The organism is Blastopirellula retiformator, from assembly GCF_007859755.1.
Taxonomy (GTDB): domain Bacteria; phylum Planctomycetota; class Planctomycetia; order Pirellulales; family Pirellulaceae; genus Blastopirellula; species Blastopirellula retiformator.
This window is the reverse complement of the sequence record NZ_SJPF01000004.1, coordinates 38,859-57,031: the sequence shown is the minus strand read 5'-3', so window position 1 is coordinate 57,031 and position 18,173 is coordinate 38,859. Positions and strand designations below refer to the sequence as shown.

Here is an 18,173-nt window from a genome sequence, read left to right as displayed (position 1 = left end):
CATGTCGCAAAGGAAAGGTGACTTTCCGAGTTACGGTTGCAGCGTTCCTTGCCGCATCACCAACGTTTTGTCGGATTGGTTCACGTCGTAGGTTTTGATCGGCAGATCAAACGTCTCTCCGCCGCGAGCCAGCACGACGCCGGTCGGCTGAATCTCACTGATCACAAAGTTGACCCCGCGGGCCGTCTGGATCACGTCTCCCACTTCGTAGTTCGACTGGTTGATCCGCGCGATCGCCCGTTGGCGTCCGACGATCACCGAGCGAACGAACAAATCGTCCGGCTTCGGACTCGAGGCGACCACCGGGGCGGCGACTTCCTCTTTCGGGTCCGCTTTTACGGCGATCTTCCGCGTGCGGAACGGATCGAGGCTTCCCTTGGGAATCGCGGCCGACTTCATCCGCGGGTTTTCCCTCATCCGTTTCGCCCAGGCGCGCCAATTCGTCTCTTTCTGGTTGCCGCCGGCTGAGCCTTGCGGGGTCGTGGTCGTGGTGGGAACCAGCGCGGCCGTCTCCGGCGTCGAGCTTGACTTGGAGGCCGGCAGCCACTTTTTCACCAGCGGCGCCCAAAACCACAGCGCGACCAAAAACAAGCCAGCCAGCACCGCCGCCTTCTGCGGGCTCTTCTGGATCTCTTTCTTGATGCGAGCGACCAGGGATTGCGACTTCATGGTTTTTACGAAACGTTTCCGCTTCGTCTTTCTATGTATCGGACGCTGATAGCGTTGAGCTAACCGGATTTACCGTCAAAATCGACAAAAAACTCCAAGGTTAGCTCGCACTGCAGCAAATTCTCATTTGGCGCTAGCGGCGCAAGCTCGATGTTCTTTATCCAAAGGACGTAGGGTAACTGCTCAAATCGCCGCAGCATTTCGTGAATCTGTGTGAAGTTGCCTTGGCAGCCAATCTGGACCGGCTGGGCGACCAGGCTGGCGTGACGCTCTTCGGGCATCGGCACCATGCTCAGCTTCTCGGCGCCGGCGGCGCGGGCCTGGGCGGTCAGCAGATGGTAGACGCGGCCGGCGTCGATGTCTTTCTCGGAGACGGAATGCCAGGGCGAAAGGAACTGGCTGGCCTGATCAAACTCTTTTTGGGCTTCGGTCAACTGGGCGTTGAGGTCGGTTTCGGAATCGATGGTCGTCTGCATCAGGTTGATCTCTTCGCGAAGCTTCGAGATATGACGCTGACGCGGCAAGTAGACGAACGCCGCGTACGCGACGGCGATCACGGCCACCAGGGCCACGTATCGCCAGTTACGCGGTTTCGTCGGTTTTTTGGGGGAAAATTTCGAGTCGGCCATCGCCTTATCTTTCGGGTGTCAGTTATCGCGAGGCGGTTGTCGCGGCCGGAACCGCTTTGCCGCCCAGCGGAGGCGTCAGGACGACCTGCAGTTCAAATTCGGAGCGTCCCGAGTCGTCGCCTTGGGCGACCGGTTCGACCGATTCGATATTCGCCCGCTGAATGAGCGGATGATCGTTCAACTTCACCAAGTACTCGTACAGTTCCGAAACCTCCATCACGTCGCCATTGACGTCGATCTTGGCGGTCCGAGAACCTCTCAACGACTCGAAGTAGTCGTAGTCGCGCAGCGTGGGGGATTGGCTGGCGGCGGCTTCGTCCTCTTCCGACTTCCGCCGGGCGATGGCCGTGGTCTCTTGGTAGAGTTTCAGTTCTCGGAACGAGAGAGACTCTGGCGTTTGCGCCGTAATGCAGACCAACAACTGCGTTGCCGGCCAATGACTGCACAGGGCGGCGTAAAGCCGAGCCTCGCTCCGTTGATCGGTTAGTTTCGATTGCAACGCGACCAGTTGATCGCGTTTGGCGACGGCGGCCTGGTAAGGGGCCTCCAACTGGTTGCGTTTGGACTGCAACTGATGTTGCACGCCCAACTGCAGCAAAGCGGCGATCGCCAACAGCGCGCCGATCGACGCGGCGCCAATCCAACGATACAAGTTGGCCCGGCGGCGTTTTCGCCGATCGCGGAACTTTTTAGGTAAGAAGTCGATCTCTTGCATGTTCGTATCCTGGCGTCGCCGTTAGGTTTCTCGCAGGGCGAGGCCGGCCGCGACGTCCCAGGTGCTGCGTCGGGGGATTTGTTGCGCGTCGTCGTAGACTCGTAGCGGGTCGCCCAATTCGGCGTCCAGCGCCAGCCGTTTGCCGAGGGTATCGACCAGTTGTTCGTTCGCTTCGCCGCCCGAGAGAACCATGCGAACCAGCGGCTTGCCGCGGAAGGTGACGCTATGGTAGCGGACGCACATCGAAAGTTCGGCCAGCAGCTTTTCGACGATCGGCCGCATCGCTTCGGTCAGGCTGCGGGCGATTTCGGGGTCTTGCTGCGTGCGGCGGCGATCGCCATTGTGCTTGCGCAGATCGGCCGCTTGCTGGGCCGACATATCGAGCCGCTTTTCGACCGCTTCGTCAAACTGACGCCCGCCGAGAGCGAGATACTTGATGAACAAGATCTTGTCCCCTTCGGCGATGACGACCACGGTGGTGGCGTTGCCGATGTGGACGTACATCACGCGATCGGTGACGTCCGATTCGCGGCGATATTGAGTGCAGTAGCTGCGTAGGATCGCGGCCGGCTCGACATCGACCGCCAGCGGTCGCAGACCGGCCGCTTCGATCGCTTCCAAGCGGGTTTCCAGCGTCGGCCGATGGCAGGCCATTACGACCACCTCTTGCGCGGCGACGTCTCCTTGCCGCACGTCGCAGGTGGCGAAATGCCGGATCTCGGCGTCGGTGACCGAGTAGGGAATGCGCCCCGCCGCTTCTTGCTGCACCAGCAGTTCCAGCGGCTTCGTTTCGTTCTTGGGGATGCGGATGTTTTGCAGGAACAGATCGCGGCGGCCCAGACATACGATCGCGTCTTTGCCTCGAAAGCGGCGTCCTTCCAAACAGTGATGCAGCGCCGCTTGCAGCGTCTCGCCGGTTGGTTCGGTATTCGAGCCGCCGGGCAGATCGTAGGTGGCGTATTCGTACAACGACGAGCGATCGGCGCTGAACTGCACCATTTTGATCGAGCGCGAGCCGATATCGACTCCGATCGGGCCGGTCGAATTGAAAGGAAGGCGGATCATGCGAGCTAACGAAGGCGATTCCGGAAAACGTTTCGCCGGTCGTCGTCCGCAGCGGGGCCGTTACGACTCGGGGATTTCCAGAGGGGTTTGCGTTGAATCTTCCAAAGTTGCGACGCCCGTGATCGGGTGAATTTGGACGCCTGCGTATTTGGAATCTACGCCACGCCCTGCGCGCAGCCAAATGATTGTCGGCTTTGTAGCCGTAGTTTCTCCCAAAGGGCCGAATTCGACGAAGTCGGTCGGGGTGTTGGTATTGCCGGTGATAACGGCTCCCACGATTGAAACGGTTACGCCGACATGCGGCAGGTCGGCCAGGGAGGTCACCTGCTGGGTGCGATCGTCGGCGTTGTTATGAAACGGCGAGAGGGGAAGCGTATCGAGCGTCGCGTTGCCGCCCACATGCGTCAGCGAATAACTGTTGGCCGCGACGTCAAACGTCACCCGATAGGTAGAGCCGTTGGCGATCGCCAGACTGCGGGCATAATCGAGGTCGCCGACGACAATCTCGCCGCAGCCCTGCAGTTGTTGATCAAAGGTCGGCGCAAGCTGCGGCAACACCACGGCGGTGACGATGCTGATAATCGCCACCACCAGCAGCAGTTCCATCAAGGTAAAACCACGTTGCCGAGCCGCTTGTCGCATCGACCTATTTCTCCACCAGTTGCACCTTCAGTTTGCCGCTTCGCAGCAGCGCATTCTGCTCTTTCAGCTGTTCGTTCGATTCCTTCAGCAACTGAATCATCTGCTCGCGCTGCGCCACGGCGTTGGCGAACGGCATGTTGGCGGCCGGGGCTTGCGCCTGCGATTGCCAGGTGATCATGCCGACGATCGCCAAAGCGTTCAGGCCGAGCAGCGCGAACCAGCGTTTTTCGTTAGTCATCCGACGTAAACTCCTAAATGCGATTGGTTAACCACCGCCGCCTGCGCTGCGGCGCACATATTTCCAGACCAGCCCAGCGTCTTTGGGATCCGCCAGGTATAGCGGCCGCGACAGATCGGGCCAATAGTAGCTTTTCGGCTCGGCGGGGGGAGAGATAGAGAGGTTCTTGTCCAACGGCAAGTCCTCTTCATCATCCAGCCACTGCGGAAAATAGTCGTCCGCATCGGCGCCGGTATCATCGACGAAATTATCAAGCTGATCGTCCCACTTGTTTTGGAACTGGTCCCAAGATTCGCGGGTTCCGATGGCGGTTCGCTGGGCATGTAACATGCCGGACAGAAGAAATTTCGCGTCGTCTTTCCCCTGGTCGATTTCAAACTGATCGTGGGCGATCACGGCGCCTTCAACGACCGCCTGGGCGTCGTCCACGATCACATCGTCGCGGCTGTAAATTACCGGCAACTCCCAGGGGGTTGTGTCGCCAATTACCGCGGGAAGCGTCGTCGCGGTTAGCTTGATGCCGTCCCCGCTCAAATGAATATCGGTATTGGCGGTGGGGGTGATGATCAGGCCTTCGATCGTAACGTCGTCGCCGACATCGAGTGCGCCTTGCACTCTGAGGACTCCCAGCGGATTGTCGGTCATGCTGGGAACAAACGAAACGTCTCGGATGTTGCCGTTGATCGAGGGCACGGTATACGTCTTGCCGCCGGGGAAGAGCTGGTAGGTTTCGGCGTCGGCGGTGATCTCGGATGGCGACGTGACGCTATGGTTGGCGAAATTGACGTTCAGGCCGAGCATCCGCGACAGCGTCAGCCAATGCGAGTTGGGGTTGGTCGCCGAGTTCAAGCGAATGTCGCCGGTAAAGGGGCGATAGTCCCCCTGCCCGGCGGTTTGCATCTTGAGCAGGTCGCCGAGAAACCGCGTGCGGGCGGCGCCAGGCGGATTGTCGCCGATCCAGACTTTGGCGTTGGGGTCGGTCCCGGGGGCGCCGCTGATCGAATAGCCCGAGATATACACCCCATTTTTGTAAAAGCGAAGCGCGCTACCATCGTAGGTGATAGCGACCATGGACCAGTAGCCGGGGATGACGTCGCCGCCGGCGGCGACATTGGTGTAAGCGGAGTTGCCAAAGGTAATATGCGTCCGCAACCGAGCCGAGTTCGTGTTGCCCTTCTGAAAGCCGAACATGAACGAGTGATCGCTGGCGGATGTGCCGGTCGCTTTCGAGATGATGCGGGCCCACTCGTTGGTCGAGTCGCCGGACATGGGGGCGATCCAAGCCAAAATCGTGAACTGGCCGCCGGCCGGCAATTCAAACTTACCCAGGTCCAAGTGACCGCTTTCGCCGTCGAAGTAAGCGGCCCGGTTGGCCCCAGAGACCGTCACGCCCGGCAATGTGCCGCCGTGGTAGGTTCCTGTCCGTCCACCCACTTGCGGCGCGGTGGTAGCCGAACTGGATGACGATTCGTTAAACCGCCACCAATAGCTGGGACTCTGATTGCTAATCTGCGACTGCATGGTCGAGTTGTTGCCGTTGCCGTTGAGGTACATGAACAAGAGCGACAGGTTGCTGATCGGATGATCGAAGATCGCCACCTCGTCGACCAGGCCATGAAACGGGCGTTCGGTCGCCGGCATCGCCGTGCAAAGGTCGAGGGGACCTTGAATGTGTGCGGGGCCATTGATCGAAACGGGCATCTCGATCGAGTTTGACTGCGTGCCCCACAAATAGGTCGTATAGGTCTGGGCCGAGGTAAAGTGGGCCGGGTTGTCGTTGCGCTGTTTGCGGACCAATTGCACGACCGCTTCGGCCTGGTATTCCGACTTGTAGGTCGGGTCGAGCGGATCGAAGGCGATGCCGGTCGCTTTGACCGTGATGCGATAGGGGTATTCCTGCCAATCCGGATCGGCCGGGGTTAGCTGCGCGTCTCCCGCTTCATAGGTGACGATGTAGCTTTCGACGTCGCTCAGCGAACCGGTCAGCGGAACGCCGACCCCTTGCCAGTTGCCGGAGTGCATCTTGCGCACGCCGATCGCCAAGGCCGAGTGCGCCGCATGCCGCGCCGAGCCGGTGCGATGCAGATTGCGCTCGATTTGGCTGGCGTTCATCTGGGTTCGCATCATCGCGTACGACATCGCCAGCGTGATCGACAGCAGCGCAAGCACGACCACCACGGCGATGCCCGATCGTCGTTGGCTTGCAGGTCGGCGTTGGCGGGGATGCGGGCTCATTGTTCTAACAGGTAAAAAATGGCGGCCGAACCGAAAAAAGGAGCGGCTTCGGGATCGATCGACGAGCGCTCGGCGGAGGTCTCATCGGGAGCAAGTTGAAACTGAAACGCGACCCATGATTGTCGCGTACCGGAATCGTGACTGTAGGCCCGTTGCGGCCAGCGGAGCGTGTCCCAGGCTTTGACTCCATTGCGGAAGTCGGTGATCTCGTCAAGACTGGGACGAACCCGCATTTCAAACCGGAGCGTGCTGTACGAGCGGACGGCGCCGTCGGTCATTTTGGGCGCCGCCAGCTGATCGGTCAGTTCCACCTTTTCGACATCCTCGGCGTTGATCAGTTCCTCTACCAGGTTTTGCCAGCCGGCGTTGGTGGTCGGCGCGGTGCGGGGATCGCTGGTCGCTTGAAACTCGAGCATGCGGTTCGGATCGTCCGGATCGGCGGCGAAGAACTTGAGTTCATCGATTCGCGGCCAGCCGGCGGGATCCACCGCCACGGTTTCAGGACGCCAAATGGCGATCGCCTGCGGAAAAGGATAGGTCGAGTCGTAGTAAGTGACGACCTGGGCGCCGGGAAACGTTTCGCTGGCGGTCGCGGCCGAGAAGTCGCGTTGAATGCGATCGACGATCACGCGGGCATGTTGAGCCATCACCCCCTGCTCCGCTGCGAACTCGTGCGCCATCTGCACGGCCAAAGCGATCGTGCTAAGCGCAGCGGCCATCATGCCCATAATGGCGGTCGCCACCAGCATTTCGGCCAACGTCAGGCCGCGGCGTGTCGTGCGCTTAAGTCGCGGGGGGAACATAGGTGATTACACGGCGACGAGTCAGGACTTTCCGCCAGGCGTCGCCGTCACGATGAAAGACGGAGACGGCGACGGCGCGGTACGGGCCTGAATCGCTATCGTCGAGCTCCTGGCTAAGGTCGTCTTCGTCGACGTAATAAACCTCGCACTTGCAGCGCCACCGCTGCAAGAATGTGCTGCTCATCTGAAAGCTGGCCGGCAAGTATCGCCCTGCCCCATCGGTTTGTCCAAGCGCTATTCCATCGATCGCGGTGGGCGGAGTCGACTCATAATCGTTGTAATCGTCGGTGTCGTCATATTTGGTCCGCCCGGTGCCGTTGGTCTCGGCCGCCGAGGCGCTGAGCGAAGTCGGATAGGGATCGGATTGCGATGGATCGACCCAGTCTTGTCCCAAGACTTCGTCCAGCATTTGATCGGCTAGCCCCGATGCGATCGTCATCTCTTGGGCGTCCAGCGTGGCTTCCAACGTGCTTTCGACGCTGAGCAACAGCGCCGCCGAAGTGATCGAGATCACCGTCAGGCAGACGAGCGCTTCGATCAGCGAGAAGCCGCGGCGTGGGAGTCGGGTGCGAGAGTGCATGGCCAGATCATTGGGTAAAGCAATAAAAAAAGCGCGGCGAGGTCCCCTCAAGCTCCTAGCTTCCTCGCCGCGCAGCGAACTTCACCCCTCCCCAAGGCTTCAGTTCAACTGAAAGATAGAATCTGTCTGACGAGAGTCAAATGCCAACGAAAAAAGACGTCTTGCCGCCGCCGAAACGTTGCGAAAAGGAAACAAAACGGGCCCGCAGCGCAAGCAAAAGAGTGTGGCCTGACGCAAGCAGAGAGCGACGATCCCCCGATTTAGTAGCGACTGTCTTGAACGTCAAGCGGTTGGGTGCAGCGGAGCGCAACCCAACAAAGAGCTTGCAAGCGAAAGGTGGGCCCGCGCAAGCGAGTGACGTCGATTCAAGAAGGTCACGTCTAGCAGTCCGTTGAATTTCTCGACGGACTGCGTGATCGCGAAGAGCTATGCTCTGAGCCTGGCGAGGTTGGAAAATGCCACGATGGGATTTTTCAACAGGCAGCTAGTGCGGTTGCTCCACACACCCTACAAGAAAACTACTGGGCGCTCTTCCAATCGAGACCCAGGTCGAGCGACGCGGCGCCATGCGTCAGCGCGCCAACGCTAACTCGCTCGACGCCGGTTTCCGAGATCGGGCCGATCGTTTCCAGGTTCACGCCGCCGGAAGCTTCAAGCTGAACGCTAGGCGCCAACTTGTTGCGCATTGCGACCGCCTCTTGGAGCGTCGCCGGCGGCATGTTGTCGAGCAAGATAATATCAGGCTGCGACGGAAGAACCGCGGCGAGTTGCGCCAGGCTGTCGACTTCAATCTCGATCAATTTTTCGGCGGCGGCTGCGGCGCCGAGCTGCGCGGTGAGAAACTCGCGGACTTGCGGTGTGATATCGGCCAGGGTCCGCTCGGTCGCGCTCCAGGCGAGATGGTTGTCTTTGGCCATCACTGCGGCGTACAAACCGACGCGATGGTTGACCCCGCCCCCGCACCGCACGGCGTATTTTTCCAGGCGTCGCCAGCCAGGGGTCGTCTTCCGCGTGTCGTAAACTTGCGCGGCGCCGGTCGCCGCAGCGACATAGGTGCGGGTCAGCGTGGCGATGCCGGTCAAGCGGCAGAGGAAGTTCAGGATCGTTCGTTCGCTGGTCAGCAGATCGCGGACGCTGCCCGACAGCGTCCCAATCACGTCGCCGCGGGCGATCGCGTCCCCATCGTGCTTATGCGGCGTCCAGGTCAGCTCCAACTCGGCTTCTTCGATAATCAGCGGAACGAGCGGCGCGCCGGCCAAGACGCCGTCAGCGCGAGCCGCGATGTCGGCGCTCCCTTGCGCGTCGGCGGCGACCAGCGAAACGGTCGACCAATCTTGCTCGTTGTCGAGGTCCTCGCGAAACGCCAAGCGAATCAGGTGGCGGCAATCATCGGCGAGCTGGGCGTTCCACTCGATCTGGCGATATTCTTTCGGCATGGCGGCGCTGCGGAAAACAGGAAGGGTTTAACATGCTTAACTGCCTGTTGAAAAATGCCCTCGTGGCATTTTCCAACCTCGCCAGGCTCAGAGCATAGCTCTTCGCGGCTCGCAAAATAACGACTTACGTCGCTATTTTGGGATCGCATCCCTGGGATCCAGCAGCCCGTTGAGAAAATCAACGGACTGTTAAGTCTCGCTTGGCGGGACTCTTTTGTCGATAATAGGAGGCTACTCAGAAGCCTGGAAAAGCGATGCCCGCCAATTTGCCGCCGCCGAAACCGTCCCGCCGCATGCGGTGGACGCTGCGCCGCGGCGATCAATTGGCGGCGGTAATCGTGCTGTTGCTGCTGGTAATCGGGACGACGCTTTACGTCTGGCGCGATCAGCAGCGTCGCAGTCGATCGATTCATATCGAGCAGGTCGAGCCGCTGCCGGCAACCTTTATCGTCGACGTGAACCAGGCCGATTGGCCCGAACTGACGCAGCTGCCGGGCATTGGCGAGACGCTGGCCAAACGGATCGTCGAGTCGCGATCGGACGAAGGGCCGTTTCTCGATCACAACGACTTGCAGCGCGTCCGTGGCATCGGGCCGCGAACGCTCGAGCGACTCAGGCCTCACTTGCTGCCGACTGCGAACGTAGAAAACATCGCCGGCGAGGCGCTGTCGGGCGGCGAAAGCTAACGGAAATTTCGCGGGCGCCATGCTCTTAATTCGTCGAGCCGCCGCTTTCGGTTGGCGAGGCGGACGACGGACCATGCGGCCCTTCGACTCCCTTGCCCTTGCCGTTTCCATGTCCGTTGCTCGACCGGGGCGATTGCCGCCAAGCTTGCGTCCATTCTTCGGGCGCCGAGCGAATGTGGAGGCCGGTCTGCGGGAAGGCGATCTCGATGTTCTCTTCGCGGAACGCGTCGTCAATCTGTTGATGCAATGTATGGATCGTTTCCAAACGATGATCAAAGTTCGCCAGGTAGACGCGCACTACGAACGACAACGTGCTGTCGCCAAAACCATCGAACGTGATCAGCGGTTCTGGATCGTCCAGCACATGCGGATGGTTCGAGACGATCTTCCGCAACGTCGCCTCCGCCTTGCGGGTGTCGGAACCATACGCGATGCCGACCGGAATCTCGATCCGGTTCAGCGTGCTGGTCAACGTCCAGTTCAGCACGCGGCCGGTGATAAACTCTTTGTTGGGGACGATAAACTCTTGGCGATCCCAGTTGAGAATCGTCGTCGAGCGAATCTGAATCCGGGCGATCGTGCCGGTCACCCCTTCGATCGTCACAATGTCGCCGATGCGAATCGGACGTTCGATTAGCAGGATCAAACCGGCGATAAAGTTGGCGAAGATCTCCTGGAGGCCAAAGCCGAGACCAACCGACATTGCCGCGACCAGCCATTGAATCTGGTCCCACTTCAGGCCGATCCCGCCGCAGGTGACGATCACGCCGATCGCGACCACCACGTATTGAAAGATCGTCGCCACGGCGAAACGTCCGCCTGCGTCAAGTTCGAGCCGCGGCAGAATGAACAGCTCTAACACCCCGGGCAAGTTGCGGGCGAATACATAGGTAATGAACGCCGCCAAACAGGCCAGCGCCAGTGAGCCGATCGTCAGGCGATACGTTTCGCCCCTGGACGAACTGGGCGCCACGGTCGGCAGCGACATCGACGAGGGAAGCACGCTCTGCCCTTTGCCAGAATCGGAGCTGGGCGTCGGCGCTGCGGTGGGAGCGACCACGACGTCATCGGCCGACTGTCCGAACTCGCCAATCGGATAGATCGTGGTGCGGCCCAAACTGCGCATCGCCGGCAGCACATCGTGCCAAATGAAGGTCAAGCCGACCAGCAGGATGCCGCCGAACATCACTTTGACCAGATGCCGCGTCTGTTCGCCGACGATCGAAGGGTCAAGCTCTTGCGTTTCTTGGGCGGTTCCGGCGATTTCGCTCAACTGCGTTTCTTTCTCGCTCTTTTGCAGCTGCGCCTTCAGGCGTTCGCGCAACAAGAGGGTCCGCTTCAACATGATCCAGCGGAAGAAAAAACCTTGGCCGACGCCGATCGCGATCACCAGGTACAGCGTCGAGTTCAGCGTTTCCGCGATTCGGACGGCGCCGTAGTAATAACCCCACAGGGCGGCCAGGGCCAACGCCAGGGGAGTCGCGATAAACAGTAGGAACATCGCCGGCGCCAGATAGCGGAAGACGCCGCTGCTGTAGTTCTCCATGATCCACTTGCGGGGCGCTCGTTCAGGACCGAGCACTCGCCAGAAGACGAACGAGACGATCGCGATCGAGACCACAAACACCGCCCGAGCCAACGGATCGTCGACCGCCGAGCCGCTATGTTCTTCGGCCGCGGCGTTGATGCCGGCGGCGACCGGCAACAGGTACTTCAGCGTGCCGCTGGTCCAGCGGATTTCTTTGGTCACCTCGTCGGGGACGCGGAAGTGGGCCGCCATCACGCCGTTGGGCCGCGCGAGTTGCCGGAGCATTTCGAGCGGAAAGAGCACAAAGGTTGTGGTGTAAAAGCCGGCCGAAAGGGCGGCCGCAAATGCCGACTCGGTCCGCAACAGCGACAGCGAATAGCCGATCCACATAAAAATCAACGGCCAGATCATGGCGGTCAGCGTCGTCAGCACCAACGCCTCGGTCGTCATCCGCATCGGCGACAGACGCTTCCAGGCTAGTTCCGACCCGATGTCGTTCAACCGATGTCGCATCCGCCGCTTAAAGAAGATCAAGCCTCCGAAAAAGACGATCGCCAGCAAGAACGCGTAGGGCGCTCGTTTGAACTGGTCGAACGTCAGCGTCGCTAGGCTGCTCCAATTGGTGGGCGATAGGAACCAACTGGCCGTCTTCCATACCTCGCCAAACTCTTCCCAGTCGAGCGAACTGGGGGAGCGAATCCAAAGTATTCGTTCGTCGATAAAGGTCTTGAATTCGCGGGTCACTGCGGCCAGTTGTTGTTCTTCGTCCTCAAGCTTAATCGTCTCTTTGTAGAGTTTTTCGGTCGTTTCGTTGGAGTCGGCGACAATCGTCAACTGGGTATCGTAGGCGGAGGCGATCCGCTTGACGATTTCTGGGTCACTCAGGTCCGGCGTCTGCAGCGTCGCTATTTTGCCCTCCACCTTGGCGAAGGCGAACGAGTCGTCCATTTCCGCGAAGCGGTTCAGACTGCGGGTCAAGCGGAGACGAATTCGGCTCGCCCGTTCCTTGAAGTCTTTCGGCTCGATCACGCCAGCTTCGACGTCCGATTTAAGCGCCAGCAGATCTTTGGCGGCTTCCTCGACGTCGGCCGTGTTCAAATGCAGCGTCTTGCGCTCTTCATTCAAGTTCTGCAATTCAACTTGAAACTGACGCTCTTCGATTAGCTGCGCCCGGGCTTCTCGCAGCATCAAGCCAATCGCATCGGGCGGAAGGTCCTGTCCCGCCTTGGCTTCGGTCGTTTGCTTCAGCGCGCGGAGGTCGGCCAGGCGGGCTTTGACCTTCTCTACCTCATCTTCGCGCTGCTGCAAAACGTCGAGCAGCTTGGTCCGCACCTCGAGCAGTTTGGTGTTAAGCTCCAGGGACTGGGTGATCGCATCGGAGTTTTCGGTCTGTTCTTTTTTCGCTTCTTCCAGCTGGTCCTTGGCGGCGTCCAACTGCATCTTGGCTTCCGCTTCGCGCTTCATGGTCGCCAGCTGGCGAACGCGTTCCAGTTCCTTTTTGAGGAACGCGTTTTTCTTGCTGGCCAACTCTTTTTTCAGGTCCAGCGTGCCGCTGGCGGCTTGGTACGCTTTCAGTTCGATCGCCAGGGCGTCGAGCTGCGCTTGAATCTCGGCCAGCTTCGCCTCGATCTCGGTCCGCCGCGCAAGTTGAGATCCGCTCGATTCAATCGGCGGCGGCAACATTCCCAGTTCGGACCGCAGTTTGGTCGCCTGGGCGGTCAGTTCCGAGACATCCTTCGGATTGGCGACCTGGCGTTCGGTGCGACGGTTCGACTCGGCGGTATCGGCCAGCAGGTCGTTCTGTAGCTTTGTCTGGGTGGCTTGCAGCCGCTCAACTTCCGCCTCCACGGCCGGCAGTTTCGAGAGATCGTCGACCGATGACCGGATCGATTGCTCGGCCGTTTCGAGCTGGCTTTTCAGCTTCTCGGTCTGCTGGTCGGGCTGGTCGATCATCGCCTGCCATTCCGCTTTTTTGTCTTGCCATTTTTGGGCCGACTTCAAGCTTTGGGCGGCGGCGTCAAACTGTCCTGCCAGCTTTTCTTTTTCCGCGTCTTCAATTCCGTCGAACTCGATGACCGCTTTTTTGCGGGCTTCGACGTCTTTGGACGTGATCGACCCATTTTGCGCCGGGGGGGCGGCGGCGTCTTGAGAAAGCGCAAGCGAGGGCGCCAGCAGGATCGCCGCAACAATCGCCACTGCCAGAAATGGGGTCTTTTCCGTCATTCGTTTCAGCATTTTCGTCTCCTACGGGAGAAGATTCTACGGCAACAGGCCGGTGCAGGTGAAGACGAGACGCCGCCGGAAATGGTGTGGGGATGTCATTTACCGCCGATACGGCGATAATGAAAAGATTCGCCCGGCGCTATCCCGTGACCGATAGCGCCGCTTTCTTCTGTGATGTACGAGATTGGTAATGCAGTTCGAGCTTCAAGCCCCTTTCGCGCCTGCTGGGGATCAGCCCGCCGCTATCGAGCAGCTTGTTGGCGGACTTCGCGACGGTCGCAAACACCAGACTCTGCTGGGCGTGACCGGTTCCGGCAAAACATTCACGATCGCCAATGTAATTCAGCAATTGCAGCGGCCGACGCTGGTCATTTCGCACAATAAAACGCTGGCGGCGCAGCTTTATGGAGAATTCAAAGAATTCTTCCCCAATAACGCGGTCCACTACTTCGTCAGCTACTACGACTACTATCAGCCCGAAGCGTACATCCCGCAGCGCGACATCTATATTGAGAAAGATGCGTCGATCAACGACGAAATCGATCGGCTGCGGCTCGCATCGACCAGCGCCCTGGTTAGTCGCCGCGATGTGATCATCATCGCCAGCGTGTCGAGCATCTATGGTCTCGGTTCGCCGTCGGACTACAAAGCGATGATGGTCAGCGTCGCGAAGGGGCAGATGATCGACCGTGATGAAGTTTTAGGGAAACTGGTCGGCATCCTCTACGAACGGAACGATGTGGCGTTTGAGCGCTCGAAGTTCCGCGTCCGCGGCGATTGCATCGAGATCTGGCCTTCCTACGAAGAATTCGCCTACCGGATCGAACTGTGGGGAGACGAGGTCGAGCAGCTCTCGATCATCAACCCGCTGACCGGCGAAGTGATCGCTCCGCAAGATCAGCTCTATATTTATCCCGCCAAGCACTTTGTGTTGCCGGAAGAGCGAATCGGCAAAGCGGTGGTCGAGATTAAGCACGAACTGGCGGCCCGGCTGCAAGAGCTGGAGTCGGCTGGCAAGCTGCTCGAGGCGCAGCGACTGAACGCACGCACCCGCTTTGATATCGAGATGCTGCAGGAAGTCGGTTTTTGTCCCGGCGTCGAGAACTACAGCCGCCCCCTTTCAGGTCGGCCCCCCGGCTCGGCCCCGAGTACGTTGTACGACTTTTTTCCGAAAGACTTTTTGCTGTTTGTCGACGAGTCGCATGTTACCGTCTCGCAGATTAGGGCGATGTATCACGGCGACCGCAGCCGCAAGATGAACTTGGTCGAGCATGGTTTCCGCCTGCCGAGCGCGCTCGACAATCGCCCCTTCAAATTTGAAGAGTGGGAAAACATCCTCAACCAGACGGTCTTCGTTTCGGCCACGCCCGGCGACTACGAACTGGAAAAGACTGAAGGGGAAGTGGTCGAGCAGATCATTCGTCCGACCGGGCTGCTTGATCCGGTCGTCGAACTGCAACCAGCCCGCGGTCAGGTGCCCCATCTGCTAGAGCAAGTCCGCGAACGGGTTGCGATCAAAGAGCGGGTGCTGGTGACCACGCTGACCAAACGCCTGGCCGAAGATCTGGCCAACTACCTGTGCGAACAAGGAATCGCCTGCAAATGGCTGCATAGCGAGCTCGACGCGTTTGAGCGGGTCGAGTTGCTTCGCGATCTGCGGGAAGGCAAGTTCGACTGTCTGGTCGGGATCAACCTGTTGCGGGAAGGTCTCGACTTGCCGGAAGTTTCGCTGGTGGGGATTCTCGACGCCGACAAGGAAGGCTTCCTGCGGAGCGAAACTTCCTTGATCCAGACGATTGGTCGTGCGGCTCGTAACGTCAACGCGAAGGTGATTCTGTACGCGGACAAGATGACCGACTCGATGCAGGCCGCCATCGACGAGACCGAACGTCGTCGCAAGATCCAGCAAGAGTACAACGAGAAGCATGGCATCACGCCTGAGACGGTCAAAAAGAACATCCGAAAAGGGATCGAGTCGGAAGCGGAAGCGCACCGCGCGGCCAATGCGGCGGTCGGCAAAGAGGATGACGCCGAGTACATCACCCAGGAATACATCGCCGAACTGCAGGCCGAGATGCTAGCGGCGGCCGAGAACCTCGAGTTCGAGCGGGCAGCCGCAATTCGCGATCGCATCACCAAGATGCAAGACGCCGTCGGCAAAAAGGTGAGCGAGGTCGACAACAAGGAAGCCAACAAAGGACGCGGCAAACGCCGCCGCGGAGGCGCCAAGACGCCCAGACCCAAACGGGGGTAATTGGCAATTCTGAGGGCTGAGTCAAGACCAGCAACTCTTTGCCGGTTCCCACCGCTGGCTTGTCCAGCAGTGGGAACCACGAAACGATTCAGCAAGAAATGCCACCGTTGAATCTCATGGCAATTCTTTCTTCAAAGAACTTGGAGGCCCGGCACTGCTGGACAAGCCAGCAGTGCCGCACGTGGGGGAAGGTCTGACGTGTGACGCTGCCGCTTTCGCGCTTCTTCTCCCCTTCGATTGGCGGCATTTACCGCTAGCGAAACGGCGGCTTGGCAAAGCACGTCGACTTTACCGCCGCCGTCTTGGTCGACTCTAACGGTTCGTCCAAATTATTCGAATCTGCCGGTCGAAAACGCCGAATTGAATGTTGTGCACGGACGAGTCGCGTCTGGGCTACCACCCTTGGCTGAAAACCGCCAGCGAACGAACATTGCCTGGAGTCGAATAATGAAGAAGATGATTTGCGTCGCCACGGCGCTGACGACGTTGCTGGTCGCCTCGGCCGCGATGGCTCAAGACTTGACGATCCGCGGAACCAGCAGCCCGAGCGACATGCCGGCCCAGCCGCTGGAACAAGCCCCGGCGCTGTCGTCGTCGACGCCCGATATGTGGTTCTACCTGATGGAAAACCGTCGGGCTCAAACGCCGTCGGTCCTGCGTCTGCAACGCGCCCAGTTCCAAGCCTGGCAACGGATCTCGCGGATCGAATCGCGCGAATGGTACGGCGTCTCGAAGGCTCGTCCCGAAACCAATTCGACCCCGCTGTTCCGCAACTACTCGAACCTGCGGACCAACATTTCGTACAGCCCGGAAACGCAACTGCGTTATTACACCGGCGCCCGGCCGATCTACGTGACCGAAGGGGTCCAGTTCTAAGCGACGGCTTAGAACAACTCGATTCAAGCGAAAGGGCCGAGCAAACCAGCTCGGCCCTTTCTCGTTCTTGGTTAGCCGCCATAGCTCTCGCCATCGGGGACGACGAAGTCGGCAGGAAGCATCAATTTACGGTAAGAAGACCCAAGCGAGATTCGATGTCGAACGGGATTGAAGCAGCCGACGAGAATCGAAACGCGGACTGACGCTTCCTGCAGCTGCGCCGCCGCGATAGCGGAGCTATCGCGGCTAACCCTTATCTTAAAAAGGTCGGATGAGGGCGCGGAAGAACAGCAGCGCTACATAGATCGTGCCGGTCACCAGGAAACTGACGCCGATCCAGGCGGGCCGTTTGCGGGCTCCTGCGAAGAGGGCGCCGATAACCAGCGCGACGGCGGGAGCAATCCACAACTGCTCGAACCAGGGAAAGTGATAGTCGAGGTAGATCTTGCCGATCGCCGTGATGCCAAGCATGATCCCCAGGTAGCGGAGATCGATCTTTCGAATCGGCTCGGCTTCTCCTTTCCGTTTGGACCGCAGGGGCGCCAGGAAGAAACGTTGCAACAGAGTCAGCTCGGCATCGACAGGCCGCTGTAGCCCGGTCTCTTGCGATTCCTCCCACTTCTTCATCGCCCGCTCGAGCGCCTTCTGGCTGGGCGCCACTTCCGCATCGGGAAAGCCCTCGGTTGAAAACTGAAAGCGGGCGAGTTCCGGCAGTTTTTCAATCGCCGCTTCGGTCCGCTCTTGGATCGGCGCCATATCTTCCGGCGACAACTTCGACTGGATGCCGAAGAAGGTCATTCGCTCTAGCGGGCCAATCTGCAGCAGCGCCTGGCTTGGATCGGCCAAGATCGCCACGACCCCTTCGTAGGTCCGCTCGCCGATCGTAAAGGTCCAGCTCCATCCGAGATCGCGCCAGTTCGAGAGCGTTACCTCCATTTCGTCTTCCGGCAGAAACTCGGCCGCGATCTGCTGCGCCAGTTTTTCGCCCGGCGGTTGGCCTGACTTTTCGCCGCGGTGCAGCTGAAGTAAGAAGTTGAGCGCTTTGACCGGCGCCGGATGCGGAAGGGGATGAATCTCTGGCGGGCGATTGGGGGCTGTTGGCAGCGGCGGTTCGGCCAGATCGGTGAGGGGAAACGAAAACTCGACCAGGTCATACGCGCGGACGTCCGGTACGCTACTGAATAAGACGATCGACGCCGCGTCCTTTCGGTCGGCAACCGCCGAGACCGAAACGCAGTCCAATTCGCTCGCTTTGATTCGCATCCGCAGCAACAGTTCCTCCGCCACGCCGGCATCCCGCCAAGCGGACGTCACTTCGATTCCCGCCAGGAACAACTCATCGGGACGATCCAGATGCGTCAGGTGCACGCCGGCGGCGTAACCGATGGCGATTCCTTCAACAAAACAAACGCATAACTGGTTGCGCGAGTCGGCCAAAAACCTTTCGAGCTGCTCCAAATCGAGCGAGCCGCCCAATAGGTCGTCCGGCAGGTTACGCAGTCGCGTCGACTGATCGGGGGAAAGAAAGCGAAATTCCACGAAGGGGCTCGGCAAAATTCAGAGGCGTGTCGATCTGCGATTATCGTACACGCTG

At 59.7% G+C, this 18,173-nt stretch carries 15 protein-coding genes; 3 read left to right on the top strand and 12 right to left on the bottom strand.

Annotated elements, in window-relative coordinates; genetic code table 11:
• Positions 1 to 30: 30 nt before the first annotated feature.
• From Enr8_RS16260 to nadC, 10 genes are all read right to left on the bottom strand, one after another.
• Entirely contained in the window at positions 31 to 669 is a 639-nt protein-coding gene (locus Enr8_RS16260; protein WP_146433483.1) for a hypothetical protein, read from the bottom strand.
• Positions 670 to 728: 59 nt separating this feature from the next.
• A complete protein-coding gene (pilO, locus tag Enr8_RS16255; protein WP_146433480.1) occupies positions 729 to 1,298 on the bottom strand; it encodes a type 4a pilus biogenesis protein PilO in 570 nt (189 codons plus the stop codon).
• Positions 1,299 to 1,320: 22 nt separating this feature from the next.
• Positions 1,321 to 2,013 (bottom strand): hypothetical protein, encoded by a 693-nt coding sequence (locus Enr8_RS16250; protein WP_146433478.1) that lies wholly within the window; start codon positions 2,011 to 2,013, stop codon positions 1,321 to 1,323.
• Between the two features lie 21 nt (positions 2,014 to 2,034).
• Positions 2,035 to 3,078: a type IV pilus assembly protein PilM gene (pilM, locus tag Enr8_RS16245; RefSeq protein WP_146433476.1), complete on the bottom strand. Its 1,044-nt coding sequence runs from the start codon at positions 3,076 to 3,078 to the stop codon at positions 2,035 to 2,037.
• A 60-nt stretch (positions 3,079 to 3,138) separates the two neighbouring features.
• On the bottom strand, positions 3,139 to 3,720 hold the full coding sequence (locus tag Enr8_RS16240) for a pilus assembly FimT family protein (protein ID WP_146433475.1): 582 nt from the start codon (positions 3,718 to 3,720) through the stop codon (positions 3,139 to 3,141).
• A gap of 4 nt (positions 3,721 to 3,724) precedes the next feature.
• Complete coding sequence (locus Enr8_RS16235) at positions 3,725 to 3,958, bottom strand: hypothetical protein (protein WP_146433474.1); 234 nt, start codon at positions 3,956 to 3,958, stop codon at positions 3,725 to 3,727.
• A 27-nt stretch (positions 3,959 to 3,985) separates the two neighbouring features.
• Positions 3,986 to 6,193, bottom strand: a complete 2,208-nt coding sequence (locus tag Enr8_RS16230; protein WP_146433473.1) for a LamG domain-containing protein — start codon at positions 6,191 to 6,193, stop codon at positions 3,986 to 3,988.
• Entirely contained in the window at positions 6,190 to 6,996 is an 807-nt protein-coding gene (locus tag Enr8_RS16225; protein WP_146433471.1) for a PulJ/GspJ family protein, read from the bottom strand. Before Enr8_RS16225 ends, Enr8_RS16230 begins: the two co-directional genes overlap by 4 nt.
• Positions 6,977 to 7,576: a type IV pilus modification PilV family protein gene (locus Enr8_RS16220; RefSeq protein ID WP_146433469.1), complete on the bottom strand. Its 600-nt coding sequence runs from the start codon at positions 7,574 to 7,576 to the stop codon at positions 6,977 to 6,979. The genes Enr8_RS16225 and Enr8_RS16220 overlap by 20 nt, the downstream gene beginning before the upstream one ends.
• Before the next feature lie 518 nt (positions 7,577 to 8,094).
• Positions 8,095 to 9,012 carry a carboxylating nicotinate-nucleotide diphosphorylase gene (nadC, locus tag Enr8_RS16215; protein ID WP_146433467.1) on the bottom strand — a complete coding sequence of 306 codons (918 nt, stop codon included), beginning with the start codon at positions 9,010 to 9,012 and terminating at the stop codon, positions 8,095 to 8,097.
• 254 nt (positions 9,013 to 9,266) lie between these two features.
• Between nadC and Enr8_RS16210 the strand changes: the two genes are divergently transcribed.
• Positions 9,267 to 9,698: a ComEA family DNA-binding protein gene (locus Enr8_RS16210; RefSeq protein ID WP_222434886.1), complete on the top strand. Its 432-nt coding sequence runs from the start codon at positions 9,267 to 9,269 to the stop codon at positions 9,696 to 9,698.
• A gap of 25 nt (positions 9,699 to 9,723) precedes the next feature.
• Here Enr8_RS16210 and Enr8_RS16205 read toward each other — a convergent pair whose 3' ends face one another.
• Positions 9,724 to 13,461 carry a mechanosensitive ion channel domain-containing protein gene (locus Enr8_RS16205; RefSeq protein ID WP_146433464.1) on the bottom strand — a complete coding sequence of 1,246 codons (3,738 nt, stop codon included), beginning with the start codon at positions 13,459 to 13,461 and terminating at the stop codon, positions 9,724 to 9,726.
• Between the two features lie 178 nt (positions 13,462 to 13,639).
• Here Enr8_RS16205 and uvrB point away from each other — a divergent pair, with 178 nt between their 5' ends.
• Positions 13,640 to 15,703 carry an excinuclease ABC subunit UvrB gene (gene uvrB / locus Enr8_RS16200; RefSeq protein ID WP_146433461.1) on the top strand — a complete coding sequence of 688 codons (2,064 nt, stop codon included), beginning with the start codon at positions 13,640 to 13,642 and terminating at the stop codon, positions 15,701 to 15,703.
• Between the two features lie 447 nt (positions 15,704 to 16,150).
• A complete protein-coding gene (locus Enr8_RS16195; RefSeq protein WP_146433459.1) occupies positions 16,151 to 16,579 on the top strand; it encodes a hypothetical protein in 429 nt (142 codons plus the stop codon).
• A 258-nt stretch (positions 16,580 to 16,837) separates the two neighbouring features.
• Here the strand turns inward: Enr8_RS16195 and Enr8_RS16190 are convergent, their stop codons facing one another.
• Positions 16,838 to 18,118, bottom strand: coding sequence for a GNAT family N-acetyltransferase (locus tag Enr8_RS16190; RefSeq protein ID WP_146433458.1), 1,281 nt, complete (start codon positions 18,116 to 18,118; stop codon positions 16,838 to 16,840).
• Positions 18,119 to 18,173: the final 55 nt, after the last annotated feature.